This window comes from Thermomonas paludicola, assembly GCF_024498955.1.
Taxonomy (GTDB): Bacteria; Pseudomonadota; Gammaproteobacteria; order Xanthomonadales; family Xanthomonadaceae; genus Thermomonas; species Thermomonas paludicola.
In genome coordinates, this window is record NZ_CP093311.1 from 1,698,461 (window position 1) to 1,723,767 (window position 25,307).

At 65.5% G+C, this 25,307-nt stretch carries 27 protein-coding genes; 5 read left to right on the top strand and 22 right to left on the bottom strand.

Annotated elements, in window-relative coordinates; genetic code table 11:
- Nucleotides 1-252: 252 nt before the first annotated feature.
- The 13 genes from LIW09_RS07920 to LIW09_RS07980 form a co-directional block, all read right to left on the bottom strand.
- On the bottom strand, nucleotides 253-1,674 hold the full coding sequence (locus LIW09_RS07920; RefSeq protein WP_256645109.1) for a phage major capsid protein: 1,422 nt from the start codon (nucleotides 1,672-1,674) through the stop codon (nucleotides 253-255).
- A gap of 26 nt (nucleotides 1,675-1,700) precedes the next feature.
- Nucleotides 1,701-1,874, bottom strand: coding sequence for a hypothetical protein (locus tag LIW09_RS07925; protein ID WP_256645110.1), 174 nt, complete (start codon nucleotides 1,872-1,874; stop codon nucleotides 1,701-1,703).
- A gap of 121 nt (nucleotides 1,875-1,995) precedes the next feature.
- The gene (locus LIW09_RS07930) at nucleotides 1,996-2,376 is read right to left on the bottom strand and encodes a hypothetical protein (RefSeq protein WP_256645111.1); all 381 of its coding nucleotides are present in this window, start codon (nucleotides 2,374-2,376) and stop codon (nucleotides 1,996-1,998) included.
- A gap of 147 nt (nucleotides 2,377-2,523) precedes the next feature.
- Nucleotides 2,524-3,723: an AAA family ATPase gene (locus LIW09_RS07935; RefSeq protein WP_256645112.1), complete on the bottom strand. Its 1,200-nt coding sequence runs from the start codon at nucleotides 3,721-3,723 to the stop codon at nucleotides 2,524-2,526.
- Complete coding sequence (locus LIW09_RS07940) at nucleotides 3,720-4,157, bottom strand: hypothetical protein (RefSeq protein WP_256645113.1); 438 nt, start codon at nucleotides 4,155-4,157, stop codon at nucleotides 3,720-3,722. Before LIW09_RS07940 ends, LIW09_RS07935 begins: the two co-directional genes overlap by 4 nt.
- Entirely contained in the window at nucleotides 4,154-4,312 is a 159-nt protein-coding gene (locus LIW09_RS07945; RefSeq protein ID WP_256645114.1) for a hypothetical protein, read from the bottom strand. Before LIW09_RS07945 ends, LIW09_RS07940 begins: the two co-directional genes overlap by 4 nt.
- Nucleotides 4,305-4,538 (bottom strand): hypothetical protein, encoded by a 234-nt coding sequence (locus tag LIW09_RS07950; protein WP_256645115.1) that lies wholly within the window; start codon nucleotides 4,536-4,538, stop codon nucleotides 4,305-4,307. The genes LIW09_RS07945 and LIW09_RS07950 overlap by 8 nt, the downstream gene beginning before the upstream one ends.
- On the bottom strand, nucleotides 4,535-4,747 hold the full coding sequence (locus tag LIW09_RS07955; RefSeq protein ID WP_256645116.1) for a hypothetical protein: 213 nt from the start codon (nucleotides 4,745-4,747) through the stop codon (nucleotides 4,535-4,537). The genes LIW09_RS07950 and LIW09_RS07955 overlap by 4 nt, the downstream gene beginning before the upstream one ends.
- 103 nt (nucleotides 4,748-4,850) lie before the next feature.
- A complete protein-coding gene (locus LIW09_RS07960; RefSeq protein WP_256645117.1) occupies nucleotides 4,851-5,234 on the bottom strand; it encodes a hypothetical protein in 384 nt (127 codons plus the stop codon).
- Between the two features lie 176 nt (nucleotides 5,235-5,410).
- A complete protein-coding gene (locus LIW09_RS07965; RefSeq protein WP_256645118.1) occupies nucleotides 5,411-5,635 on the bottom strand; it encodes a hypothetical protein in 225 nt (74 codons plus the stop codon).
- The gene (locus tag LIW09_RS07970; protein WP_256645119.1) at nucleotides 5,632-5,913 is read right to left on the bottom strand and encodes a hypothetical protein; all 282 of its coding nucleotides are present in this window, start codon (nucleotides 5,911-5,913) and stop codon (nucleotides 5,632-5,634) included. The genes LIW09_RS07965 and LIW09_RS07970 overlap by 4 nt, the downstream gene beginning before the upstream one ends.
- The gene (locus tag LIW09_RS07975; RefSeq protein WP_256645120.1) at nucleotides 5,910-6,161 is read right to left on the bottom strand and encodes a hypothetical protein; all 252 of its coding nucleotides are present in this window, start codon (nucleotides 6,159-6,161) and stop codon (nucleotides 5,910-5,912) included. Before LIW09_RS07975 ends, LIW09_RS07970 begins: the two co-directional genes overlap by 4 nt.
- A 50-nt stretch (nucleotides 6,162-6,211) precedes the next feature.
- Nucleotides 6,212-7,477 (bottom strand): site-specific integrase, encoded by a 1,266-nt coding sequence (locus LIW09_RS07980; protein WP_256645121.1) that lies wholly within the window; start codon nucleotides 7,475-7,477, stop codon nucleotides 6,212-6,214.
- Nucleotides 7,478-7,841: 364 nt separating this feature from the next.
- Between LIW09_RS07980 and LIW09_RS07985 the strand changes: the two genes are divergently transcribed.
- The 5 genes from LIW09_RS07985 (at nucleotide 7,842) to LIW09_RS08005 (ending at nucleotide 13,186) form a co-directional block, all read left to right on the top strand.
- A complete protein-coding gene (locus LIW09_RS07985; RefSeq protein WP_256645122.1) occupies nucleotides 7,842-9,398 on the top strand; it encodes an ATP-binding response regulator in 1,557 nt (518 codons plus the stop codon).
- A gap of 119 nt (nucleotides 9,399-9,517) precedes the next feature.
- Nucleotides 9,518-10,126 carry a TetR/AcrR family transcriptional regulator gene (locus LIW09_RS07990; protein WP_425507875.1) on the top strand — a complete coding sequence of 203 codons (609 nt, stop codon included), beginning with the start codon at nucleotides 9,518-9,520 and terminating at the stop codon, nucleotides 10,124-10,126.
- On the top strand, nucleotides 10,123-11,274 hold the full coding sequence (locus LIW09_RS07995; protein WP_256645124.1) for an efflux RND transporter periplasmic adaptor subunit: 1,152 nt from the start codon (nucleotides 10,123-10,125) through the stop codon (nucleotides 11,272-11,274). Before LIW09_RS07990 ends, LIW09_RS07995 begins: the two co-directional genes overlap by 4 nt.
- On the top strand, nucleotides 11,271-12,473 hold the full coding sequence (locus LIW09_RS08000; RefSeq protein WP_256645125.1) for an ABC transporter permease: 1,203 nt from the start codon (nucleotides 11,271-11,273) through the stop codon (nucleotides 12,471-12,473). Before LIW09_RS07995 ends, LIW09_RS08000 begins: the two co-directional genes overlap by 4 nt.
- Nucleotides 12,470-13,186 carry an ABC transporter ATP-binding protein gene (locus LIW09_RS08005; protein ID WP_256645126.1) on the top strand — a complete coding sequence of 239 codons (717 nt, stop codon included), beginning with the start codon at nucleotides 12,470-12,472 and terminating at the stop codon, nucleotides 13,184-13,186. The genes LIW09_RS08000 and LIW09_RS08005 overlap by 4 nt, the downstream gene beginning before the upstream one ends.
- An 18-nt stretch (nucleotides 13,187-13,204) precedes the next feature.
- Here the strand turns inward: LIW09_RS08005 and tssE are convergent, their stop codons facing one another.
- The 9 genes from tssE to LIW09_RS08050 all read right to left on the bottom strand — a co-directional run bounded on the left by tssE (nucleotide 13,205) and on the right by LIW09_RS08050 (nucleotide 25,185).
- The gene (gene tssE / locus LIW09_RS08010) at nucleotides 13,205-13,633 is read right to left on the bottom strand and encodes a type VI secretion system baseplate subunit TssE (protein ID WP_256645127.1); all 429 of its coding nucleotides are present in this window, start codon (nucleotides 13,631-13,633) and stop codon (nucleotides 13,205-13,207) included.
- A 27-nt stretch (nucleotides 13,634-13,660) separates the two neighbouring features.
- Entirely contained in the window at nucleotides 13,661-14,140 is a 480-nt protein-coding gene (locus LIW09_RS08015) for an Hcp family type VI secretion system effector (RefSeq protein ID WP_256645128.1), read from the bottom strand.
- A gap of 38 nt (nucleotides 14,141-14,178) precedes the next feature.
- The gene (tssC, locus tag LIW09_RS08020) at nucleotides 14,179-15,663 is read right to left on the bottom strand and encodes a type VI secretion system contractile sheath large subunit (protein WP_256645129.1); all 1,485 of its coding nucleotides are present in this window, start codon (nucleotides 15,661-15,663) and stop codon (nucleotides 14,179-14,181) included.
- Nucleotides 15,664-15,716: 53 nt separating this feature from the next.
- On the bottom strand, nucleotides 15,717-16,229 hold the full coding sequence (gene tssB, locus LIW09_RS08025) for a type VI secretion system contractile sheath small subunit (protein ID WP_256645130.1): 513 nt from the start codon (nucleotides 16,227-16,229) through the stop codon (nucleotides 15,717-15,719).
- 172 nt (nucleotides 16,230-16,401) lie between these two features.
- Nucleotides 16,402-17,484, bottom strand: a complete 1,083-nt coding sequence (gene tssA / locus LIW09_RS08030) for a type VI secretion system protein TssA (RefSeq protein ID WP_256645131.1) — start codon at nucleotides 17,482-17,484, stop codon at nucleotides 16,402-16,404.
- Nucleotides 17,485-17,503: 19 nt separating this feature from the next.
- The gene (locus LIW09_RS08035; protein WP_256645132.1) at nucleotides 17,504-21,100 is read right to left on the bottom strand and encodes a type VI secretion protein IcmF/TssM N-terminal domain-containing protein; all 3,597 of its coding nucleotides are present in this window, start codon (nucleotides 21,098-21,100) and stop codon (nucleotides 17,504-17,506) included.
- Nucleotides 21,097-22,509 carry a DotU family type IV/VI secretion system protein gene (locus LIW09_RS08040; RefSeq protein ID WP_256645133.1) on the bottom strand — a complete coding sequence of 471 codons (1,413 nt, stop codon included), beginning with the start codon at nucleotides 22,507-22,509 and terminating at the stop codon, nucleotides 21,097-21,099. The genes LIW09_RS08035 and LIW09_RS08040 overlap by 4 nt, the downstream gene beginning before the upstream one ends.
- Before the next feature lie 3 nt (nucleotides 22,510-22,512).
- On the bottom strand, nucleotides 22,513-23,943 hold the full coding sequence (gene tssK / locus LIW09_RS08045; protein WP_256645134.1) for a type VI secretion system baseplate subunit TssK: 1,431 nt from the start codon (nucleotides 23,941-23,943) through the stop codon (nucleotides 22,513-22,515).
- A 57-nt stretch (nucleotides 23,944-24,000) separates the two neighbouring features.
- Nucleotides 24,001-25,185 (bottom strand): TraB/GumN family protein, encoded by a 1,185-nt coding sequence (locus LIW09_RS08050; RefSeq protein ID WP_256645135.1) that lies wholly within the window; start codon nucleotides 25,183-25,185, stop codon nucleotides 24,001-24,003.
- Nucleotides 25,186-25,307: the final 122 nt, after the last annotated feature.

Below are 25,307 nucleotides of genomic sequence, written 5' to 3' on the forward strand. Positions count from 1 at the left end.
CCGTGGTTTTCTGGAGCCGGCACTCGACGGCTGATCCGGTTCCGCAAGGGGAGGAACTCAGGCGCACCCTTGCGGCCTATCACGCGCCCGAAACACTACCGGGCCAGCCCGCAGGCCAGCCCTCTGCGATCTCTTGAAAGCTCCCGCCATCCCTGGCGGGAACAGTGCCGTTTTCCCAAACGGGCAGGCTTACCCGTCGCGGTCGGGGTTGCGCACCGCTCCAGCGGCCCGGCCGCGCCTACCGCCAGAGCATCAGCGGACGCCCTTGATCACCGCGAACGCCTGCGGGTACAGCGGCGCAACATCCAGGCGCGCATGGCAGATGAAGGCGATCTGTCCGGTGCCGGCGAACAGCTCGCTGACCACCTGGACGCTGACGCCCTCGCGCACGAAGAACGCGAGCCGCGTGAAGTCGCCCAGGTAGGCCTCGGCGCAGTCCGTGGAGGTGCCAACGGTCAGGTTGGTGGGGATCTGCGAGCTGGTCAGGAACTGCCAGTTTGCGAGCGCATCCGGGCGACGCAGCGGCTGGCCGGTGGTGTCGGCGAACAGCGCCACGCTTTCATCCTCGCGCGGGGACATGATGACCGCGGTCGGTGCCGGCGCATTGGCTTCCTTGATCTTCCGCGCAGCCTCGATGAACTTGGCGTAGTTCGTCAACGCCGCACCATCAGCGCCGCTTTCCACGACGTGGACGCCGACGGTATTCAGCAGGCCGCGAATCTCCGGGGCGGTGCCGCTGCCACGCAGGCCGGCGCGATCCATCTCCTTCGCGAACGCCTGGCCGATGGCCACGTTGAGCGCCATCTCGACGCCCGGTGCATCCTGCAACAATTCACGGCTGACCCGGAACTGGAAGGACAAGGAGCGAGGCGTGATTTCCACCGCACGGAACGCCGGATCGCTCTCCGCAACCGCGCCGTTTTCATTGCGCCACGCGGCCGTGGGGATGGAGTGGACCCCGGCAATGTTGAAGCTCTTGCCGGCCGTCCCGTCCACCATCACCAGGTTGGCGCCCGCCGACAACAGCGAGCTCGACGGGGCCAGCGCGCTCAGAATGCCAGGCAACAAGACATCCGGCACCGCGTAGCCGCCCAGCGAGTCCGTACCGATTACCAGCGATTTGACGTGGTCCGGGGCAACGCCGCCGGAAATCGCGCGCAGGAAGTCGCCCATCTTCACGCCTTCCGGCGCCTCGCCGTAGGGGTTGCCGCCGGCATGCAGGCCCAGGCGCTGCGCGATCGCACTGCGGCTGGCCAGCGTCGATTTGGTCAACACGGTGTAGCCGGGCGCATCGTCGGCCGCCTCGCTCTCCAAGGCGTCGCCCTTCTCCATCATGCTGTTGAGCGCGCCGGGGCGGTTGCGCCGCTTCTCGTCCTCATCCATGCGCCGCTGCAGCGCCGCCAGCTTTTCCTCGTTCGCGGCCTTGAATTCCTCAAAGCCCACGGCGAGCCCATCAATCACTTGTGCAACGTTCGATTCGTTCATCGTGTGTCCCTCAGGTTGGATTGCTGCCTCGGCATCGCACCTGGCCAACGTCCCGTTGGTGCCCTCTCCGCGCGCGCCTGCCAACTTCCCGTTGGCGGCTGCCTGCGGCGCGTCCGTTGGCTTCGACTCAACATCCCGTTGAGCCGGCCAGCCGGCGCTCGGCTGCTTTGATTCGGCTTGCGTGTGCACCCATGCGGGTGCGGTCTATGCCCGCACTAGGCGAGCGATTCGGATTTCCTCTCACGGCAGGCGCGCTGCCTGCATCGGTCGCCGCAGTAGCGCTTGGCCTGCCCGGTCATCGGCCACGGCATCGGCTCGCCGCAATGACCGCACCGCAGCGACGGCTTTTTCCACGTCACGGCAATGAGTTCTTTGCGGTCACGGGCCATGCTGGAAACCTCCGGTTTAGCTCAATTCGGCGGGGCGCGCGATCTGGGCGGGGAACGCTCGTGATATTCGGGGTGCCCCTCCCCCTGCCAAAGCAAACGGGCCGCCATCGCTGGCCGCCCGTCATTTCTTCAGGCTAGCAGGTTGGGCATGCGCTGGTTCCCGAATGATGATTCGCACCGGCGCCGGCGGGCCTGGCCTCCACAGGTCATCGGTCAGTAGTGCAGGCGGCTGGCGGTTGGCGACCGCCAGTCGCCAATCCGTCCAGGGGAAGCAACTGCGGAACGCGGCGGCCAAGACACGGCGCGCCAGTGCGTGCGCCAGAGAATCGAATTCCTCCCAGCCCACCAATGCGCCGATGTCCGCCTTCCGCACACACAACAGCCGGGCAGCATCCGCGTGCGTCACCTCGCCGGCAGCGCATCGTTCGAGTAGCTCCCGCAGCAGGCCAGCAGGCGTAGAGCCTCCTGCCACGCCATCGCTGGCGCGTTCGTCGTCGGTCATCGGGGTTCCCTCAGCGCAGGTTCGCGGTGCGTCAGTGCGTCAGTGCTGCGTCAGTCGTGCGTCAGTGCTGCACTAACGCATCGGCGCCGCGCCAGTGCGCGTGCGTCAGTGCGCAGGGGGGTATAAGGGGGGGTGTGTGGCGCGCATTCATGCAGCCTCCTTCAGCGCATCGGCAGGGCCTGGCTGCGCCAGTGCGAGCCGCTTCCGACTGTGGCGATGGCTGTTCTGGAACGTCTCGATGACAAGATCGCCGTCGGTCAGCAGCTGTTTCAGCGCGCGATTGATCCTGCGCTTGGCGTCCTTGTTGCCGGCCAGCTCATCCGGCAGGTACGGGCCCAGAGCGTTGCAGGCTTGAACCGGGCCAGACATTGCCGCGGTGACGTCGGTGCCGTGTTCGATTGCCTGCCGCATCGCTGCGAGGATCGCGGGTCGGTCATCTGCCTCTGTGTTGCCTGCCAGCGTCGCCGGCATCAGTACGCCGTGCGCATCGAATGCCAGGCGGATCGGATCATGCCGCCGGGTCAGGTTCGCCTTTTCGTGGTGAAGAATCGGGCCGGCGTCATCTACCAGCGCCAGGCGCGAACGCACGCTGTTATGCCAAGCCGTGGATCCGCTATAGCTGTTGCCCGCCGCGCCGTTGCGGGCTGCGCTCTTGTCGATGTGCGCTGCCAGCAGGATCGCCGCATCGGCTGCGCGCGCGATGCTGTTGAGCCAGCGGATGAACAATCGAACCTGCCGGCGCGAATTCTCATCGCCTGCGAACGCATCCGATGCGTTGTCGATCACGATGAGCGCGAACTCTTCCGACTTCACCGCGTCGCGTAGCGCTTCCATCGCCGCCGTAGGAATCACGGTGCGCACGCCGAACTCGCTGGACTCGATTGCCAGGGCAGCGTCGGAACTCGAGCCGTCCAGGACTTGCAGGCCATCTTCCAGCCAGTCCGTTCGCAGGCAGTAGGCGCGCGCAATATGCCGCAGGCGCGACCGCACCAAAGCGCCCTCATCCTCCAGCGAAACGAACAGGACGCGCCCCATGTCAGTAGGCAGCCCCGCCCATTCCCGCCCGCACACGACATGCGCCGCGAGTACCAGCGCCAGCATGGATTTCCCCATGCCGCCGTGCCCGCCCAGCAGCGTGACGTGACGGCGGGGGATCAAGCCGGCGACGGCGTAGTGCGCGGGGGTGTACGTGGAATGCTCCAGCCCCGCCAGATCGACGGGCTCGAAGATGGTGCGGACGGCTTCGGGCCTTTCGGGGCGAGCGGGTGCGGCGATCCGATCCAGCAGCGCCACCTCGCGCTCGGCGCGTTCCTCCAGGCTTCGGACGGAAGCGGGCAGGGCGGTCATGCCAGCACCTCCCGCGCTTGGGCGATGCGCGACTCCGCGAGCACCAGCCGGTCGGCATCCTCGCCGTCGAACACGCCAGCCGCGCGCAGGTCGCGCACTGCGACATGCAGCAGCAGCGCCTCGCGAGCAAGGACGCCCAGTGCCGCCGCCCATGCCGACCGCTTGAATGCTTCCCGCGCTGCGCGTCGTGCTTCCGGCGTGGCCGGCGCCAGCCGTTCGGGGTACAGGTCGGCCAGGTTCAGGCCCAGCGCGTCCAGCACCGGCGCAATGCCGTCGCAGGCGAAGCAATGCAAGAGCACCCGGCCATCTTCAGCCTGCGACAGTGCCAGCGAGCCGCGCGCGTGCCTGTGCCCAGCAGGGCAGTCGGCCCGGTAGCCTTCGCCATTCCGGCGAACGCCCTTCAAACGCGGCAGGATCAGGTCCAGGGGCATCATGCGGCACCTCCCAGCTCGCGCGCGGCGTGGACGATCAGCGCGACGATCAGCAGCAGGAGCGGTAGCGCCGTGGTAATGTGTGCCCGCGCCTCGCCTGCCAGCTTGCGCAAGCCCTGCCGGTTCGCCCCGGCGGGGTTTTTCGTTTGGTCACTCATGGGCGCCCTCCTGCTGCAGCCTCTCGCGATACCGGGCCAGCACGTTCACAAGGCCCTGCAGGTTGCGGATCGCGGTATCGCATCGCTCCAGGCTCGGACGCGTCGCCAGCTCGCACAGCTGCGCGTGCACGCTCTCGCCGTGCTCGGGGAGCGCCCGGCGGTATTCCTCCGCCGTGGGGCCGTAGAGCCGCGCCAGGGCGGCGATGTGGTCGGTCGCGGCGCTCATGCGGCGGCCTTCCTTTCATTGGCGCGGGGGCGATACACGACAGGCATCCCCTCCTGGCTCTTGGCCTCCAGGAAATCAATCCACTTGCGCACGGCATCGGGGCGCGCGAAGCGGCGGCGGCCAACAAGGAACGTATCCAGGTGCCCCGCATTGATCGCGCAATAGATGCTCGGCATGGATTCGCCGGTCGCATCGGCAACGGCTTGCATCGACAGCTTCAAAGGTTCCACGTCCTACGCTCCTGTTAGGCCGCGTTGTTTCGCGGCGGTATGCGTAGGGTCTGGGGGATGGGCGCCTGTAGGGAAACGCCCCTTATTCGCTACAGCGGCCCCGCTCGTGCTCGACAACCCACTGCCGAACCGTTCCGCCCGTGGTGCCGTGATGCGATGCCACCATCTCCAAGATCGCCCCCTGTGTGCGCTTCCAGGCGGGGAACTTCGGAGCTTCGGCCATCTCCGTCAGGAGGTAGTACTCACGCACAGCAAGGTCTCGGGTTTCGCGCTGGCTAACCCGCTTGTCCGACTCTTTTGCGACCTCGGACAGCTTGTCTAGATAGGGTGCGATCCACTCAAGGAACGCAGGGGGCATAGGGTCAATTGCTCGGGCAGTGCGCCATGCTCGCCACAGGTGCGCCGCTCTTCCCGAGTCTTCGAACATGTCCAGTTGCCGGCGGATTTCGCCCGCGGCGGTCTGCATGAGCGTTTGCTGAAATACGTCCGCAGGGTCATCCGCCTTAAACGTGCCAGGTTGGAATTGGTAAAGCGGCCCGCTACGCGCCTGCACTGGCTCCGCTGGCTTCGCCACAGCAAATCCCCAGCCTGCGGGCACTGCCCCCGCCTCAGCGGGGGGGCTCTCCGATGATCGCTTCCGGGTCATGTGCGGGACCTTCTCGGAAGCTTGGCGATCTTCTCCCGCGCGCGGCGCAGCAGCTCCCGATCCTCCGGGCTTTGATCCACGAATGCCCGCGCCATCCGCAGCAGCTGCACTTGATCGCAGGCGCTGCCAGCGCGCGCGATGATCTGCGCCACGGCATCGGCGAGGTGTGCGGCCTCAGCCGGAAGCCGGCGCTCGATGGGGAACCGAACGACGGCACTCATGTCGGCTTCCGCATGCCGGCGGTCAGTGCACGCAAGCCGACCATTGCCGAATCGACGCGACGCTGCATCGCGAACAGGTAGTTCTCTTGCACGTCATCCGCCAGCGTGGCGAACCCCTGCATTCCCTCGCCGGTCACGCAAATCAGCATTGCACGCAGGTCGGCCAGATCGTTGTACAGCGCGTCGGCTGCGTCCAGGGTGTCCGGCTTGGCAGCATTCACCAGGTCAGCCGATGCACGCTTCACGCGGCGCAGGTATTCGTCGCGATCAATGCTCATGCTGCGGCCTCCGCGACGGGCTCGGCATAGTCAAGCCAAGACAGCGCCTCAGCGAACGCAGCCGTTTCATACTCGGCACTCAACATCGCGGGCGTGAGCTGCGGGTCGACGGCTTGCCCCATGCCTTCCGCTGCCCTTGCTTCCTGTCTGATCCGGTCGCATTCGCCATAGGAATGCAGGCCCACCACAAGCATCCGCCGAATGTGCGGGATCGCCTCGGCGGGTAGGGTTACCATTTCACTTGCCATGTCTCGACTCCTTTGTAGTCGCGGTGTGGTGGGCGGGTCGGCTGCTCGTATCAGCCGGCCCGCCGTTTGCCGGCCTTCGCCGGTTTCTGTAGCCCGATCCGCGCGACCGCATCGGCCAGCTTGTCGGGTGCCAAGTGCGCATAGCGCAGGGTCATCGCGATATCCGCGTGTCCCAGCAGCTCGCGCACCGTGTTCAAGTCGACGCCGGCCATGACGAGCTTCGATGCGAAGTCGTGGCGCAGGTCGTGGAATCGGAAGTCGGACAGCTCTGCGGAGGTGACGATGCCGTCCCATGACTTGTTGATATTGGTTAGCCGCCCACCATCGGGTGAAGGAAACACAAGCCCCGCCATGCCGCGCTGCGCGCCCCACCGGGTCAACACGTCCAGCGCCTCGGCATTCAACGGCACGTGCCGCGCCTTGCGGCTCTTGGCGTTGCCTGCCTCGACAGTCACCATCGCACGATCAAGGCTCACGCTTCGCCAGTCCAGCGAGAAAATTTCCCCACGCCTCAGGCCGGTATTCAGGGCCAGCAGCACCATCGGCATGAGGTGGTCAGTGAAGCCATCTTCCGGCCACTGCGGGTGCCCCTCGCTGCCGCGTGCGGCGTGCCAGGCATTGTGCCGCGCCCCGCTCCCCCTCCGATCCGTCTCTCGCGCCGCCAGCGCTTCCCTGAGCCGCTTCGCTTCGTCGGCCGTCAAGTAGCGCACCCGGTTATCGTCGCCACCCTTCGCGCGCTTCACGGTGCGCAGGGGATGCTCCTGCAGGAACTGCCAGTCCACCGCGCGCGACAGGACGCCGCGAATCCGGTCAAGGTCGCGATTCACCGTCGCCGGCTTCCTGCCTTTGCGCAGCCGCGCCGACTTGATCCGCTCGATGTCAAACGCGGATATCGTGCGCAGCTCGCGGTCGTACAGGCTGCCGAACACGGGCTCGAGCGCATCTACAGTCGCCTGCCCGGCCTTCTGGTGCTCCTTCGCCCAGGGCGCGTAGTGGGCATCGATGAACTCGCGCAGCGTGATGGGTTTCTCATGGTCGGGCTTGTTCGCCTCGATGACCGCCACCGGTGCGCCGTGGGTGTCCGTCTCGACTAGGGCCGCTTTCGCCTTCACGCGTGCGGACTCGACCGTCACGCCAGGCCACTTGCCCAGCGAGCGGCTACTCGTGCGGCTCCACTGGACGTTCCAACTTTTCACGCCGGACGGCTGCACCCTCAGATGCAGCTGCGGGACAACCGTGTCCCAGAGCCGATAGGGGACAGCCTCCGGCTTGGCGGCTTCCACGATGGCCGGCGATAGCTTTTTTGCGAGCTTCATACGTTCCGTAACTGCGGGGTAACTGCGAAACGGACTATAACGCGAAACTTGGCGTAATTACGCAACCTTTTAAATCAGACACTTAACGCGCAACCCATTGATTCACTTACCCCCTAAAACTGGTTCGGGACGTAGAGGTCGCATGTTCGAATCCTGTCTCCCCGACCAATGGAATCAAGCTGTTACACGAAACCGGCGCAAGCCGGTTTTTTGTTGTGACCTGCCCCCCACATGGCCCACCGCAGTGTCGGCTTGCGTTGTTCCCAGCAACCGCCATCAGGGATTTCGCGTGCAGGCAGCCCCGCTCCGTCCAACCGCCCCGACGCTCGCCCGGCCTGACCGTGCATCGCTGTTGAAGCAGTGGATGTTGCTGGTCATGCTGCCGCTGCTGCTGGTGATCGCCGCCGCGTTTTGTGTGCTGGCGTTCGCGGCTTGGCAGCTGGGAATTGTTCGTCCCGGTGCCGGTTTTCCGGAGGCACTGTGGCCCACCGGGTTGCTGATGCTGGCTGCGCTGGCGCTGGTGGTCGCCGGGAGCTGGGGCATCGCCATGCGCTTCGTCCGCCCAATCCTGGAGCTGACCGAAGCAGTGGAACGTCTGGGGCGTGGCGAGACGGTGCACCTGCATCACGACCGGCCCTCCAGCGCGCTGGGGCGCCTGCGCAAAGGCATCAACGATGCATCGAACACGCTGGCCAGTTCCCGCAACCGCATGCAGAGCGAGCTGGGCCGCGCCAGCATCGAGCTGGCCGAGAAAAACCTGAAGCTGGAAGCCGCCAGCCAGTCCCGCTCACGGTTGCTGGCGGCGGCCAGCCACGACCTGCGGCAGCCGCTGTATGCCCTGACCCTGTTTTCGTCCACCTTGCGGGCGGGCGAGACCGATCCTGAAAAAATCACCCGGGCAACGCATATCCAGGAATGCGTCGCCTCGCTGGACCAGCTGTTTTCGGAGTTGCTGGATTTGTCCCGGCTGGAAACCGGGGCGATGCGCGCGATCCCCGCCGATGTCCGGCTGGACGATGTGTTCGATGAAGTCAGCCGCAATTTCCGCATGTTGGCGGAATCGCGCGCGCTGCGGCTGGTCGTGCGCAAGACCGAGGCCTGGGTGCATTGCGACCGCACCATGCTGGCGCGCATCCTCAACAATCTGGTCAGCAATGCCCTGCGCTATACCAACGAAGGTGGCGTGCTGGTGGGCGTTCGCCAGCAGCCGGCGGGAACCGTGCGGATTGATGTCTGCGACACCGGTTGCGGCATCGCTGTCGAGCATCAGCAGCGGATTTTCGAGGAGTTCTATCAGGTTCCACAGCCCGCAACCCCGGCCGGCGAACGCAAGCGCGGGTTGGGGCTTGGTCTTGCAACCGTGCGCAAGCTGGCGGATCTGGTGGGTTGCAAGGTCAGCCTTGCCTCCAGACCGGGGCGTGGCACCGTGGTTTCGCTGCGCCTGCCCGCATGCGAAGCAGGTGCCCTGCGTTCCAGCGATCACGTCGATGCTCCGCTGGATATCAGCGGCTTGCGCGTGCTGGCCATCGACGATGAGCCCAGCATTCTCAACGGCCTGCACTCACTGCTGCTGGAATGGGGGTGCATCGTGCGGACGGCGCATGACATCGACAGCGCACGGGCGCAACTGGAGGACTGGTTCACGCCGCCCGACCTCGTCATCAGCGACCTGCATCTGGGCGAAGGGCTCACTGGCCCGGACGTCCTGCGCGCCATTTGCCAGCGCTATCGCCTTGACCCGCAATCGCCGGGGTTCGCGCGGCTGATCGTGACCGGGGAAACCCGCCCGGAGCGCATTGGCGAACTCACTGCCAACCGTATTCCCGTGCTGTTCAAGCCGGTCGCGCCGGAGCGGCTGCGCGAGGCGATGCTGGCCACGGTGTTCGCAACGCGAGGCCCATCGGACGATCCGGGAGACTGAAGACCGAGGCGGGTGTGGCGACCGGAGGCTCGACCACCACCCGCCCAGACCGCTGCCCCAGTTGCACGTGCGGCCAGTTCCCGTATGATAGTAATTGGTTACTATCTTTTATGGACACCATGCGCCGCCCCCTGAAATACTTGCCCGCCGACGAACGCCGCGCCGTCACCGTGGAGACCGTGGTCGAACTGGCCGCCGAACAGAACCCCAGTGACATCACCACCGCCGCCATTGCCCAACGCATGGGCCTGACCCAGGGCGCGCTGTTCCGCCACTTTCCCAACAAGGACGCCATTCTGGAGGCGGTCATGGCATGGGTGGCCGAACGGCTGTTGGCGCGCCTGGACGAGGCCGCGCGCACCGCCGGCACACCGCTGGCAGCACTGGAGGCGGTCTTCACGGCGCACATCGACTTCGTGACCCGCCATCCCGGCGTGCCGCGGATGATGTTCGGCGAGTTGCAGCGGCCCGGCGAGACCTTGCCAAAAAAGATGGTGCAAACCCTGATCCACGGCTATGGCCAGCGCCTGCAGCTGCTGCTGGACGCCGGCAAGGCGCAGGGCGCGCTGGATCAGGCACTGGACGTGCCTGCCGCCGCAACCCTGTTCATCGGCAGCGTGCAGGGACTGGTGATGCAGTCGCTTCTTGCCGGCGATGTGGCCCGGATGGGCCGCGACGCGCCCGGGGTCTTCGCCATCTATCGCCGCGGCATCGGGAGCATGCCATGAAGTTTCCCCACCTTCAGCGCAGCACGCTGACACTGATTGCCGCGATCGTCCCGCTGGCGCTGCTGTTTGCGTATGTCGTGCTGCGCGCTGGCCCGATGGCGCCACTGGACGTGACCACGACGACGGTGGAATCCCGCCGCATCGCGCCCGCCCTGTTCGGCATCGGCACCGTGCAGGCGCGCTACACCTACAAAATCGGCCCCACCTATGCCGGACGCGTGCGTCGCCTGGATGTGCAGGTGGGCGATGCGGTCAAGGCTGGACAAGTGCTGGGCGAAATGGAGCCGGTGGACCTGGACCAGCGCATGGGGGCGCAGCAGGCCGCCATCCAGAGCGCGCAAGCCGCACGACAGCAAGCGCAGGCCCGGCAGGTGTTTGCCCAGTCGCAGGCCTATCGCTACGACCAACTCTTGGCCGCACGCATGATCAGCGAGGAAACCGCCGCCGCGCGCAAGCAGGAACTGGCCGTTGCCAATGCGGCGCTGGGCGCAGCACAGGAAGACGTTCGCCGGATGCGTGCGGAACATGACGCCCTGCGCGCGCAACGCGGCAATCTGGAATTGATCGCGCCGGTGGACGGGCTGGTGGTGGCGCGCAATGCCGATCCGGGTACGACGCTGGTGGCCGGACAGGCGGTGGTTGAACTCATCGATCCCGCCAGCCTGTGGGTGGATGCCCGTTTCGACCAGATCAGCGCAAACGGGCTGGAAGCCGGGCTGCCCTCGCGCATCGTGCTGCGCTCAAGTCGCGACCGCGCCGTGAACGGCCGCGTGCTGCGGCTCGAACCGCTGGCCGATGCGGTGACCGAGGAGACGCGCGCCAAGATCGCGTTCGCCGTCGCGCCCTTGCCGCTGCCACCGCTGGGCGAGTTGGCCGAAGTGACCGTGCAACTGCCCGCACTGCCCGCCACCGCCACCCTCCCCAATGCCGCCATCCGCACCCTCAACGGGCAACGCGGGGTGTGGAAGCTGACCAACGGCGACCTTGCATTCATTCCGGTCACGTTGGGGCGCGCAGATCTCGACGGCCGCGTGCAGATCAACAGCGGACTGAACGTCGGCGACCGCATCGTGCTCTACAGCGAGCGAACCCTGACCGCGACAAGCCGCATCCATATCGTCGAACGCCTTGCCAAGGCGTCGCCATGATCAACCTCGCCGGCCGCGACATCCTGCATGCCTGGGGCAAGTTCCTGTTCACCGGGATCGGCCTGGGGCTGCTGATCGGCGTCACCCTGACCATGGCAGGGGTGTATCGCGGGATGGTGGATGACGGCAAGGCGCTGCTGGACAACAGCGGTGCCGATCTTTGGGTGGTGCAACAAGACACGCTGGGCCCGTACGCCGAATCGTCCAGCCTTCCCGATGACCTGTGGCGCAGCATTCGCATCATGCCGGGAGTGGCGCAGGCGGCCAATATCACCTACCTCACCATGCAGGTGCGCCAAGGCCAGCGCGACGTGCGCGCCATGGTGGTCGGTATTGCCAGCGGCGGCCCCGGCATGCCCGGCTGGCCGCCGCAGCTGCTGGCTGGCCGGCACGTCACCCACAGCCACTACGAAGCAGTGGCCGATATCGCCAGCGGTTTTCGGCTGGGCGATACGCTCAAGATCCGCCGCAACCACTACACCGTGGTGGGCCTGACCCGGCGCATGGTGTCGTCCAGCGGCGACCCGATGGTGTTCGTCCCCCTGAAGGACGCGCAGGAAGCGCAGTTCCTCAAGGATAATGATGCGATCCTGATGCAGCGCCGCCGCACGGACGCCAACCCCGCCTTCAACCGCCCGGGCGTCCCGGGCCTTGTGGACGCCGTCAATACCTCGCAAACCAGCAACACGGCCGTCAACGCCGTGCTGGTGCGAACCACGCCTGGCGCAAGCGCAGACGAAGTGGCCGAACCGATCCGGCGCTGGAAGCGCGTCACCGTGTACGACCGCACGCAGATGGAGGCCATCCTGATCGGCAAGCTGATTGCCACATCGGCCAAGCAGATCGGCATGTTCCTGATCGTGCTGGCTGCGGTCAGCGCGGCAATCGTGGCGTTCATCATCTACACGTTGACCATGGACAAGATCCGCGAGATCGCAGTGCTCAAACTGATCGGCACGCGCAACCGCACCATTGCATGGATGATCCTGCAACAGGCGCTGGTGCTGGGCGTGATCGGCTTCGTTGTCGGAAAAATCACCGCCACCTTCGCCGCCCCGTTGTTCCCGAAATACGTCCTGCTGATCCCGCAGGATGCGGCGCTTGGCTTCGTTGCAGTGCTGGTGCTGTGCGTGCTGTCCAGCCTGGTTGCCATCCGCATGGCGCTGAAGGTGGACCCGGCCGAAGCGATTGGAGGATGACGGTGGCAGGCAAAGGCATCCGCATCGAGGGGCTGAGCAAACGCTACGGCGAGGGCGATACCGCTGTCCTTGCGTTGAAGGACGTCAATATGCACGTGGCCCCCGGCGAAGTGGTGGGCCTGGTGGGGCCGTCGGGCTCCGGCAAGAGCACCCTGCTGAAATGCCTGGGCGCGGTGATCGACCCCACGGCGGGGCGCATGGTGCTGGGCGACGAGGTGATTTTCGACAATCGCTGGAACGTGCGCGATCTGCGCGCGCTGCGCCGCGACAAAATCGGCTTCGTGTTCCAGGCGCCGTATCTGATTCCGTTCCTGGACGTCACCGACAACGTGGCGCTGCTGCCGATGCTGGCCGGGATGCCCAACGACGAAGCGCGCACGCGCGCATTGGACCTGCTGACCGCACTGGACGTGCAACACCGCGCCAGGGCGATGCCGGCACAGCTCTCCGGCGGCGAGCAGCAGCGCGTGGCGATTGCCCGCGGGCTGGTCAACCGGCCACCGATCATCCTGGCCGACGAGCCGACCGCGCCGCTGGACTCCCAACGCGCACTGGCCGTCATCCGGCTATTGAATGAAATGGCCAAGCGCTTCCACACTGCGGTGATCGTAGTCACCCACGACGAGAAGATCATCCCCACCTTCCGGCGCATCTACCATATTCGCGACGGGGTCACCCACGAAGAAGCCGGAGAAGGGCGGGCGTTCGACTGAACCCCTGCAAGGTACCCGTCAGCGCACCACATACGCCTGGGTGTTGAGCTGGAGCACGGCGTCGAACTGCACCTTCTCGTTGTCCGGGCCCAGCACCATCAACGCATCCACGCGGAAGCGCAGCGCGCGATCCAGTTCACGCTGCGGATCCAGGGTGACGCGAACCCTGGTCAGGCGGCTTTCATGCAAGCTGATCGCCTGCTCCAGCGAGCGCCGGATGCGATCGCGATCCTGTGGACTGAGCAGGCTGTAGGACGAAAAATCGAGGATGCCGTACGTCAGCGACGACGCCCGGCATTCCTTGAACGTATCGGGAATCAGGCGAGCCCCTTCCGATCGCGTATTGAGCAGCCCCTCCAGATCCCGGGAAATGCTGCTGCGGATGTCCTGCAACGAAACACCCCTGCCCGAATCCTCCGGCAGGGGTGCATCGACAAGCCTGTCCATCAATCCACGCGACATGGCCGTGCGGCGTTACGGGCCGGAGGCTTCATTCTTCTTGATGTTCCACTTCATGCCGGTATCGCCTTCCTTCGAGCCGTCCGACTTCTGCGCCGTGTAGATGTACTCGATATGGCCGAAGTTGAGTGAAATGGTTTCCGAATCATCGCCCGACCCGGCCAGGCTGATGGATGACACCAGCAGGTCGCTCAGGGTGACCTTGACGTAATCCATCTGCGCACCGCCCTGCTTGCGCGCGATCAGCACGGCCTTCTTGATGTGCTTGCCATTGGCGCAATGCTCCAGCAGCTTCGGGCTGCTCTTGTCGATCCGCTTGGTGATGGTCATGTCCTGGAAAGCGACCTTGCCCGTACCGCCACCGCCGCCGTAGGCCATCGAGCCCGAGTTGGACGCGCCAAACGACCATGCCAGGACGTCGATCTCGCCCTTGTGCTTTGAATCGGCGGACTCGCCGTCGATCCCGTCGATCTTGAGGAAAATATCGCTAGCCATTGCAGTTCTCCGTGAGAGTCATCAGAAATCGGTTGGATTCAGCGCGCCGACTTGGGCAGTTCCGCCACCATGCGCAGCGAGACGCTGAGCTCATCAAGCTGGTAATGCGGGCGCAGGAACGCGACCGACTTGTAGGCACCCGGCTTGCCCGGCACCTCCACCACTTCGATGCGTGCCTCCCGCAGCGGGTATTGCGCCTTCATTTCCTGCGATGCGTTGTCGTCAAGCAGCACGTACTGCGCGATCCAGTTGTTCAGGAACATCTCGACGCTGGACTTGCTGGCGAAGCTGCCGATCTTGTCGCGCATCATCGACTTCAGATAATGCGCAATGCGGCTGACTGCGAAGATGTACTGCAACTGCGACGACAGGCGCGCATTGGCGTTGGCGGCATCCGTGTTGTATTCCTTGGACTTCTGCGCCGATTGGGTGGAGAAAAACGCCGCGTAGTCGGTGCCTTTGCAATGCACCAGCGGAACCAGGCCAAGGTCGGCGAGTTCCTTCTCGCGACGATCGGTGATCGCGATTTCGGTGGGGCATTTCAGCGCCACTTCGCCATCATCGGTGGCGAAGGTATGGGTGGGCAGGCCTTCGACCAGCCCGCCGCCTTCCACGCCGCGGATTGCGGCGCACCAGCCATACTTGGCAAACGCGTCGGTGACCTTGCTGCCCAGCGCATAGGCGGCGTTCATCCACAGGTATTTGCCATGGTCGGTGCCGTCGGTGCTTTCCTCGAAATTGAACGCTTCCACCGGCGCGGTATCCGGCCCGTAGGGCAGGCGTCCCAACACGTGCGGCATTGCCAGGCCCACGTAGCGCGAGTCTTCGGAACCGCGGAAGCTCTTCCACTTCGCGTATTCGACGGTATCGAAGATCTTGGCGAGATCACGCGGGCCCGACAGCTCGGTGAAGTCGTCAAAGCCCAGCAACTCCGGCGAGGCCGCGCTGAGGAACGGCGCGTGCGCGGCGGCGCAGACATGCGAGATTTCCTCCAGCAGATACATGTCCTCCGGATGGCGGCCGAACTCGAAGTCACCTACCAGCGTGGCAAACGGCGCGCCGCCGAAGGTGCCGTATTCCTCTTCATAGAGCTTCTTGAACAGGCTGCTCTGGTCGAAGTCGGCCGCGTTCTTGAAGTCCTTGACCAGTTCCTTCTTGGTCGTGTTGAACACCTTGATCTTCAGCGTGGTGCTGGTCTCGGAGTTGTCCACCAGATACTTCAGGCCGCGCCAGCTGCCTTCAAGCTGCTGGAATTCGGGCGCGTGCATCACCGCTGACAGCTGCTCTGAGAGCACGCGGTCGATTTCGGCGATGCGCGCATCCAGCGCGCCGATGGCGTCCCTGGAAACCGTCATCGCGCCATCGCTGACCTGCGACACCAGTTCGGCGATCAGGTCGCGGGCGCGGCTGCGCTCGTTGTCGGAGCGGGCGATCTTGCTCTGGGTGAGGATCTGGTCGAGGAGACCGCCCTCGACGGCTTCTGCGGTTGCGGCAGGTGCCGCCTGGGTTTCGGTAGTGGCCATGATGTTCCCTGTGTGCTGCTGCTCGTGATCGTCAATTCCGCGAATGAACCCGCTCAGTCCCCGGACTTGCTACCCACTTCCCGGGTCAGCTGGGCGATCTTGTCGGTGTTCTGCAGCACTTCATTGAGCAGATCCTCGAACTTGTCGTTTCCCGCCGCCTTGTTGCGCAGGTCTGCAAGTTTCTGGCGTGCTTCCAGCAGCTTGCGCAACGGCTCGACCTGATTGACCACGCGCTCCGGCGAGAAGTCTTCCAGACTGCGGAAGTGCAGCTCGACACCGAGCTTGGAATCATCCGCGGCCAGCTTGTTGTCCACCTGCATCTGCACGCGCGGCTTCATGCCCTTGAGCACGTCGTCGAAATTGTCCTTGTCGATGTTGACGAACTTCCGGTCCTTCAACTTGCCCAGCGATTCGGCAGGCTGGCCACTGAAGTTGCCGACCACGCCGGCCACGAACGGGAGTTCCTTCTTCTCGATGGCGTCGCCCACCTCGACGTCGTAGGTGAGCTGGACACGCGGCGCGCGGACGCGATCAAGCTTGTGCTGGGTGCTTTCTTTCTTGGCCATGAGGTTCCCCGGGCGCGATGAATGAGGCGGGTCTTCGGACCGGAGCGGCGGCATGTGCGCAGCGCGCCCCGGAGTGTGGAAACGAGTCTAGGAACCGCGCCGCAGCCGCAACATCCAACGGACGGCCAGACTTGGGCATATGCCATTCGGCGTGGCGCACCGGAACTCGTTTCTAGTTGGGGGGCAGCCCCACGCGCTCGCGAATCGACGACAGCATCCCGTCATCGCGCACGACCTCTGCCAGCCACTGCTCAAGCGGCATGTTGGCCCAGGCCACCGCGCGATCCAGCAGGTAGGCTACCGGGCTGTGGGGCTCGGTCCTGCGGAAAAAGACGGCAATGTCGTTCAGCGCACGCAGCGCCGCTTCCTTCGATGCAAGGCTGCCGCCGCCCAGCTCCAGCGCCACCGCGCCCGACGCCGGGGCGACAACCGACGCCGTTGCGCCACCCGCACTACCCGCCACTTCCACGTCGTCGGCAGCCACCACGCCTCCCATGCCCTTGGCACTGGCAACCCGGCCATAAATCGTCTGGATTTTCTTCAGTGCATCATCGATTGACGCAAGGTTGGGGGCTTCGCGCCCCAGCCTGGCATCGCTGATCGCGCTGAGACGAGCAAACGCCTCGCGCGCCGCCTGGGCCAGTGCGCTGCGCTCGCGAACGGCATCCGCCGACAGCGCCAACATCCGGCTGTCGAATGTCTCGCCATTGATGCGCCCCTCATCCAGTGCCGCCTGATAGGCCTCGCTGTTCTGCCGTCCCAGGTTGTCCACCTCGCGCGCATCGATCCAGCCGGCCAGCGTCAGCGCGGCCTGGGGATCGTCGTTGAGCATCATCGACTGCAGCGCCTTGCTGCCCCAGGTGGCGAACCACGCCAGCTTGCCGGCGCGCTCTTCCAGGTCGCCGTCATCGGCGCGCGGGTACAACCCGTCCCAGTATTTGTCCAGCAGGCCGGCCAGCAGCTCGAAGCTGTCGCACGCGCCTTCCAATCCATGCCGCGCGATCAGTGCCTCGGCCAGCCACACCGCAGCCTGCAGGTCCTTGCTGCTTCGCAGCAGCACGTCCTCAGCCAGACTCTGCGCCACGCGCCAATCGGCCACCTTGAGCTCCGTCTGCCAGTCACCCTGGGCCAGGTTGGCGTCATCCGCGCGGCGTGCCTCGCGGATGCGGTCGAACTGGTCGGAGAAACTGGCATCGCTGCCCGCTGGATCGCCACCCGGGATGGGCGCAAGTAATTCGTTGACATCGATGGCCATGGGGCCCTCCGCTGTTGGCTTATTCGAGAATCACGTTGGGCACTTCGGCTCGCGCCGTGCTGGCACCCAGATAGCGCTTCATTTCGTCGGACAGATCAACCTTCAAGTACACCCGCGCCCCGCGGAACCCGGCGGCATCCAGCCGCGGGCGCAGCTGGGTCCACTGCGACGGGCTGTAGCTGGCGCGGAAATCTTCCGTGGTGTACGCATGCGCACCGCTGGCGAAATCGCTGATCAGTTCGGCAAAGCCCTCTGCGCCCGCATAGGTCCGCACCAGGACAAGGTCCTCGGCGGCGGGTTCGGCGGGCTGCATCGCGCTGGTGGCAGGATCGAACTCCTGCACCGCATCGACTGCCTTGGGTGCTGGCAAGGCCATGCTGATGCGGATGCGCGCCTGCAGGCAGCTGGATGGCGACCAGAACACCTGCGCGGTCGCTTCCGCCAAGGACGCGCCGGCCGAACTGGCGCGATACACCCGTTCGCGGCATTCGACCTCCAGCGCCGTTCCGGCCGCTCCTTCGTCCAGCGCGCCCAGCGTACTGGGCTGGGTCAGGGTGAAGCTGCCGGCCAGGAACGGCGCCACGTTACCCAACACCGGCAGGAACTTGCGTTCGGCGGCCACCATGCCTTGATAGGCGGCGGAAAGCGGCATTGCCACCCCATCGACCTTGATCGGCAGGCGTTCCTTCTCGGAGATGAAGGGCTTCAGCCAATCATTGACGAACGCCCCAAGCTTGCCTTGCGCCCCATACAGCGCATCCACCTGCTGCTCCGGCGGCAACGCCGCCAGCGGCTTGACCACGCTTTCGCGCCACCGGTCCTGCACGTATTCACCGGCACGATGCACGGTCAGCTGCAACAACAGCCGGATCGGCCCCTGCACCACCGACCACGCAGCCAGGTCATCGCCCTTGAACGCGGTGGCGTATTTTTCGGCGGGCTTGTCCACCGCTTCCATCAGTGCCGAGTAGTCGCTGGCCGGCGGCTTGTCGGCTTTACCCTTGCTGGAAAACAGGTCGGAGGCCAGCTGATAGACGTCCTCGCCGGATCCGTCCGCCTGCAGCCGCAGATACGCCCGCGCGAAATCGGCGTCCTCCCGCGACAGGACGGTGACCTGGGTATCGTGCATCGCCAGCAACCAGACCGGCGGGACGATCCTTTCACCCCCGAAGCGGAACGAGTCGGCGATGAAGCGCCCGAACGGGCGCCACGACGACAACCACTTCATCTTCATCTGCGCCCACGTAGCCGCCCAGCGCGACGCGAACGGCCAGTCGATCGGCAGTTCATACAGGTTGCGCTGGGCCGACGAAAAAAAACGGGCGTAGGGGTTGTCCACTCCACCGGAACGCGCCAGCAGCTCGCCGTAGCGGCCACGCCACAGGCCGATGCCCTCGCCGAAGCGCGTTTGGAATCGCGCCCACTGCGCAAAGTAATCGCGGAAATATGCGTCGCGCAGATCATCGATGCGGGCGCGCCGATCCGGCGCCTGTTCACGCAACGTCGCCAGCATCGGCTGCACCACGCCGTCCCACGCGTCACGGGTGTAGGCGTTGGAGATGCCGGCCATCTGCCCGGCATCGGTGCCGACCACTGCCCCCTGCGGCAGCCAGAAGCTCCCCGGGTCGATGCCGATGCCGCGCGCGTCGGCCCACTGCTTCAAGTCGGCCGCACGCGGCATGTAGTGCTGCAGCAGTTTGCTCAACAGGCCTTCGAGGCGTTCGCGTTCGGCATCACGCACGTTTTTTTTTTGCCACCGCAGATAGCCGAGATAGGTGGCGAACAGCGCATCAGCGTTGTTGCGATCGCGTTGGGTGTCGTTGTCGGCGCTGACGAACGGGGCGAACAGGCGCGACCTGGCATCGAAGCTGGTGTTGTTGGCCTGCTCGCGGGTTCGGCAGGTGTCGTTGCGGCTGTCGCATTCCTGCAACAGGCGCAGGCGCTGGGTGATGGCCAGCACGTGCTCGATGCCGGCGCGCCCCTGGTCGATGTCGGTGGCCAGCATCTGGTCTTCCGGGGCCAGGATCAGGTTGGCGAAATCGTCGATCACCCGCTGCTTCAGCTGCGCAATGTCGGTGTCCGCACGCCGGATGCCGAAGCTCAGCAGGGTGTCGCCCTGTGCCGCTTCGAGTTCTTCGATGATGCGACCACAACTGGCGACCCATTCGATGCGCCCTGTCGATGTCCGGTTGGCCACCTCGGCGCAGGCGCTGCGGGTTTGCGCCAGCAGCGCGGCATCGTCGCGGTGCGCCGCCTTGAGCCCGTAGGCGAACGATGCCGACAGGCCCAACATCGCCAGCACGCCCGCGCCGGCGATGGCCATGCGCCCGGCATTGCCACGGAAACTGGAGCCAGCCAGGGGCTGGTCGCTGGGCAGAAAGCGGCTGAACAGATCCGCCACGAATGCGCCACCGCGATGGGCCGCGTCGGCGCCACCGGCGAAATACAGGCCACGCCAGCGTGGTGTGCGCTGAAACGGGTTGTCCTCCAGCATCAGGCCCACGAATTGCGCCAGCCCCGGCCCGGCCTGGCGCAGCGACTCGATGAATTCAAACAGGGCGCGGCGCGCCTGCGGCGTGTGCTGCGAACGCAACATGGTCATCCGCAGTGCGTGCAGGCGGTCTTCGATCGGCTGCATCACGTCCTCGATCCGCCCGCTGGCCGCCGCGCTGACCACTTCGTTTTCGGCGAAACGGTGCCCAAGCGCCTGCGCAAAGGCTTCCGCAGGCAGCGTGGCGCGAAGCTGCTCGTAACCTGGCAGCCGCTCCAGCCCGCTGACCACGAAATACACCGGCATTTGCACCTGCAGGTGTTCCATGGCCTCGTCCACCAGCCGGCGCAGGCGGGTCGCGGTGTCCTTCAGCATTTCCGCCGGCCCCAGCAGGGTCTGCGCAGCGACGACGACGACAATCCCGTTGAGCGGCAATTTCTCGCGCTCTTCGGCCAACTTCATCAGCGACTGATACCAGAGTCCGCGATCCAGCCGCGCACCGGTGTCGCACACCACGCGCGGATGCATCTCGATGGCGATCATCGCCTTGTGGAACCACCAGCGCCAAACCTCGTCGGCCGCCATCGCCGGCTTGTCGGACGCGGGGAAAGGCGAGACTTCACTGCCTGCACGCAGCAGCCCATCGACGCCGGCCACCTCGTCGCCCACGAACAGCACCCACGGGATCCGATACAGCGGCGTGCGCCCCTGCGCGATCTCCGGCGCCCGCGCGATGGTGCGCTTGGCTTCGGTGATCGCAGCGGTCATCCGCGCCACCGCTTCGCGTTCGTCCTCGGCGTTGCCCGGGCCGAGGTCGCCGATGCGCTTGCGGGTCCGCCCCTTCAGCGACGCCTTGCGCTGACCGGCCATGAACCACCACAGCACCACCGCCGCTACCACGCACAGGCCCAGCACCTGCCAGAACCGCATGGGCAGCTGCGGCACGATGGCCAGCGCCAGGAACACCAGCCCGGCCACCACCACCAGCAGCAACAAGGTCACGACAATCCATCGCAGCCACGGCGTCCTGGCGGCATCCGCACCCCTCGAATACAGGGCGCCAATCCGCGAGAACAGGCTGCCAATGGCGGAGAACATGTTTTCCACGAGGCTCAGCGGATTCATTGCGCACCCTCCTGTTGCGGCGCAACGTCTTCCGGCCCCTGGCAGGCCGCCAGCGCCTGTTGCTTCCTGGCGGGGTCGGTTTCCGGTTCGGTCTGCATGAACAGATGCGCTGCCAGCAACTGTGAATTGCCACGGTTGGCTTCCAGCATCTTGCGCAGCATCGGCAGGTATTCCTGGGCCGTCTGGATTTCAGGCAGCGCATCCTGGTAGAGCGGCCGCGGCGACGCGATCACGGTAATCAGCTCCTGCCCGAATGGCGCACACACCGTCCATGTCTTGGCGGGCGTGGCGCCCACTTCGAACTGCTCCAGCGACTTCAGAAGACGCCCGCTTCCGGCCTCGCCGGCATTGGGATAGATGTGCGCCACGCCACCATTGACCGTGTAGTAGTCGACGTACAAATAGCCGTCGTAATCGGGCTGCTGCAGTTTGACGATCACGTTCTCGCCTTCGATGAAGCGGTCGGAATGCCCGGTACTGGGGGTAATGGCCAGATGCTGGCCGCTGTCGTCGTTGCGCGCCTTGTACGCCTCCAGCACCTTCACCACCTCGCAGTGCGGCCAGATCCGCAACTGCAACTGGGCATCGACGGACTTCACGCCTTCGATGGCGGCCACCTGCTGCTTCACGCTTGCCATGTCGTCGGGGCGCGACACATAGCCACTGAGTTTGACGATGCCGCTGTCCTCATCCACCGTGGGCTTGAGGTCGGAGCATTCGAACTTCGCCAGCACCTGCTGCACCGGCACGGTGATCGATGGTTTGGGCGCCGCCAGCAGGATGTAGACCAGATAGACCACCGGAATCAGCAGCGCCACCAGCGCGCCGATTCGAAGCAGGGTCTTGTCCCACTGGCGTGGCAAGCGCGGGCCGGCGGGGTCGGCCACCGCATACGGCTGCGGGGTGATTTTTTCCTCGCGCAAGGTATGCACCTGCGCCGGTGCCACCGGCAACTGGCGGCCATGCAGTTCCTTGAGCTTGCCCAACTCGCCGGTATCGCCGTTCTCGTAGTAGTACTGCCCCACGAAGCCGCACAGCAACGTGTGGTAATAGACCTCGCGCACTTCGTCCTGGTCCTGCTTGAGCGCAGACAGGTGGGCGAAGAACTCATTGCCGGCATTGTTGGTGGTGAACATCGACACCTGCAGCGGCACCGCCCCGCTGGTCAACCACATCGGGTTGCGCGCCATGATCTCGTCGATCCAGGCCACCACCGCAAACGTGGCGTCGTCCACCATCTGCGGGCGCTTGCCATCGGCCAGCGCCACCGACTTGGCGCGCTCGATCAGCTCGCGCGCGCGCGCCGCGACGGCCACGGCGGTGTCGCTGGCTTGATTGGTTGCGACCTTTTCATCCAGCGCCAGCCCGTACGAAAACACCGGCGAGAAATGTTGCAGAAGTCTGGCCATGCGTCACTCCTGGCCCGCGACCGGGAACAGCTTGATCACGGTCGAATCCGGCGGCAAATCGGAAAACACCGCGATGTTGCGGCCGTTCTTGATCATCTGCCAGAAGGGATGGGTGGTATCGACCAGGAAGTACGTGGTGTTCGCGCTCTTTTGCGGCAGCTCCTCGGGCGGAACCGGCAACAGGTCGATCTTCAGGCCGAACAGTGCCGCCGACAGCAATCGCGGCATTTCGTCCATCGAGGCGATCTTGCCGGTGCGCGACAATCGCGCGAACAGGTCGGCGCCCTTCTGCTCGGACTCGAATGCGAGGTAGAAGCGGGTCTTGTCGCTTTCAAACAGATTGACCGGCAGGTCGGCGCGATAGAAGCGGCCGTCGTGCGTCAGCGTGATGCCCACCTCCGCGCCCACGGTCAACGCCTTGATCAGCGCCTCGGCGCGATCGAAGCCGGTCCGGAAGCAGCGTCGCAGGTCTTCGTGGTCGTAATCGGGCAGCTCGGTGTCGCGTGGATTGCCGGCCAGCTCGCCGAAATAGCCGATGTCTTCGGAAAACACCGAAAACTCGGCGACCAGCCGGCGAAGATCCAGATACATCGCATAGGCCGACACGCTGTTCAGCCTTGCGTGTTCCTGGAATAGCGGGATGTAACGGGCAAACGCCTGCATCATCAGCACCCGCATCACTTCCTGCGCGCTGGTGGAGGCCGCGCGGATGCCGCGCTGGCGCTTGATCGCGGCGAAGTCCTGCCCGCGCGACACCAGCAAATCACGCAGGCTGCGGGTCCAGCGCGCCAGGTTGTGCGAGGCGGCAATCGCGGTGGTGGGCGGGATGTAGTCTGGCGAAAGCTTGAACTTGCCGGGCCCGGCCGGCAGCACTTCCGCGAACTTGTAACTGTCCGACCCGCGCACGATGGCATCGGCGTTCTCATCCAGGCCGGTGATGATGTTCGCCTGGTACAGCAGGAAATCGATGTCCGCCTCCGGCGCCTGCGGATCATGCGGGTCCGCCAGAGTTTCCGTCGCCAGCACATGGCGTGCCAGCAGCCGTTCCGACTCCCGCTGCTGCAATCCCTGCAAGGCACGTTCGGGATTGAACACCAACCACAGCGGGATCGGGTCATTGCCGGTCACGCGCAATTCCGCGATGTTGCGCTGGGACACCCGCGCATTGCCGCCGGCGGTCTCCAACGCGCCGCCACACACCCGCCCTCCATCGCGCGTGACCAGTGCGAACTGCTCGATGTCGACGACGCCGCTGGCCAGCGCGTCTTCGCGCAAGCGCAAGCCTTCGAAACCCCACGGAAACGGCGTCATCCGCAAGTGCAGCGCATGCCGGGCCGCCTGCGCCCATGCGTCTTGCGCCTGCAGATGCTGCGGGCTGAGAAAGGCACCTTGCCCCCAATGAACCTGCCGATCCCCACTCATGCCAAATGCCATGCCTGCTTCCCTCTCATGTCCAGCAACACCACAACCATCACCAACGCGAAGCGCCGCTCACAGCGGCACCGCTTCGACCTTGAACCCGTCCCTGCGCAGGCGCGCGATCAATCCGTCCGGCCCAACCAGATGCACCGCACCCACCGCGACAAAGCCGGGACCGTCCTGGAACAGGGTCTCCAGCGGCCCGATCCAGCGGGCATTGCGGTCTTCCAGCAAACACATCCGCGAGCGCTGCTCGATCGCCCGCGCCGTCTCATCCAGGCCTTCCATGCGATCGATGCTGTCCAGCCACGCGTCCAGGTTCCGGCTGCGGTAAAACGCCATGGCCTCGGCCGATTCGATCCGCAAGATCCATGACTTGCGCAGGCGCTGCTCCAGCACCTGCGCCTGCTCGGCCGACGGGACGCAGTCCAGCGCCTGCAACTGCTGCTCCAGTGTTTCCAGATGCACCAGCCGCTTGCCCGCGCTGCGCGCGACCTGCTGCAGCCGCGCGTCCATGGTGGCGTCGCTCCCGCTTTCACCGCGCGCCTCCAGCAACGCCAGCAGCGCCCACGGCTTCATCCGCTGCAGGTCCTGCAGCCGGACGGCAGGCAGCAGGGCCTGCGCCTTCTGCAGGCTGTCCTTGCTGATCATCCCGCCCAGCGGTGTCTCCGGCGCAAGCCAGCGGTAGGCGTCGTACTCCGGCTTCCACGGCGACTCCACGTCGGCTTCATTGACGAAACTGTCGGCGTCCACCAGCAACTTGCCCAACACGTCGTAGTCGATCCCCTGCTCTTGCGGCGTGCCGAAGTGAATGGTGCCGAGCAGATAGCTGTCGCGCACAGGCGCGGCCGTCACATTCGCCAGCTGGGGCGGCGCGCTGCCGGTCGCATCCGCGCCCAGCGCGGACTCGGCCGGCAACGATGACGCGTGCGGCGGCGTGACCCGGAACAGCACGCCACGCTCGCGGCGCACTGGCACGAGTGGCGTGGCAATGCCGACACCCGGCTTCGCGATTGCATCCACCGCTGGCTCCACGGGTGCAACGGTTGGCGGCGGCGCATCCTGCAATGGCGCAATGGCGGCGTCGCTGGCGGCATGTGCGGACACGCCGCGCACCGCCTGCACCGCCGTTTCCAACGGCACCGGCTGCGCGGTCGCCGCAACGCAGGGCAAGGCAAGCAACAACGCCGCCAGCAGCCCACCGGCAACCGTGGGCAATGGCGAGACGCGCGTGCAGCTGGCAGCGATATTCGGCATGGTGGCTTCGACTTGGCGACGCCAAACAAGGCGCGCATCGTCGGCATTCTTCGTGCAGCACGCCCCCTGCATCCATATGCCTTAGGGGCTAGGCCGTATGAACGGCGCCGCTGCCTTGCTGT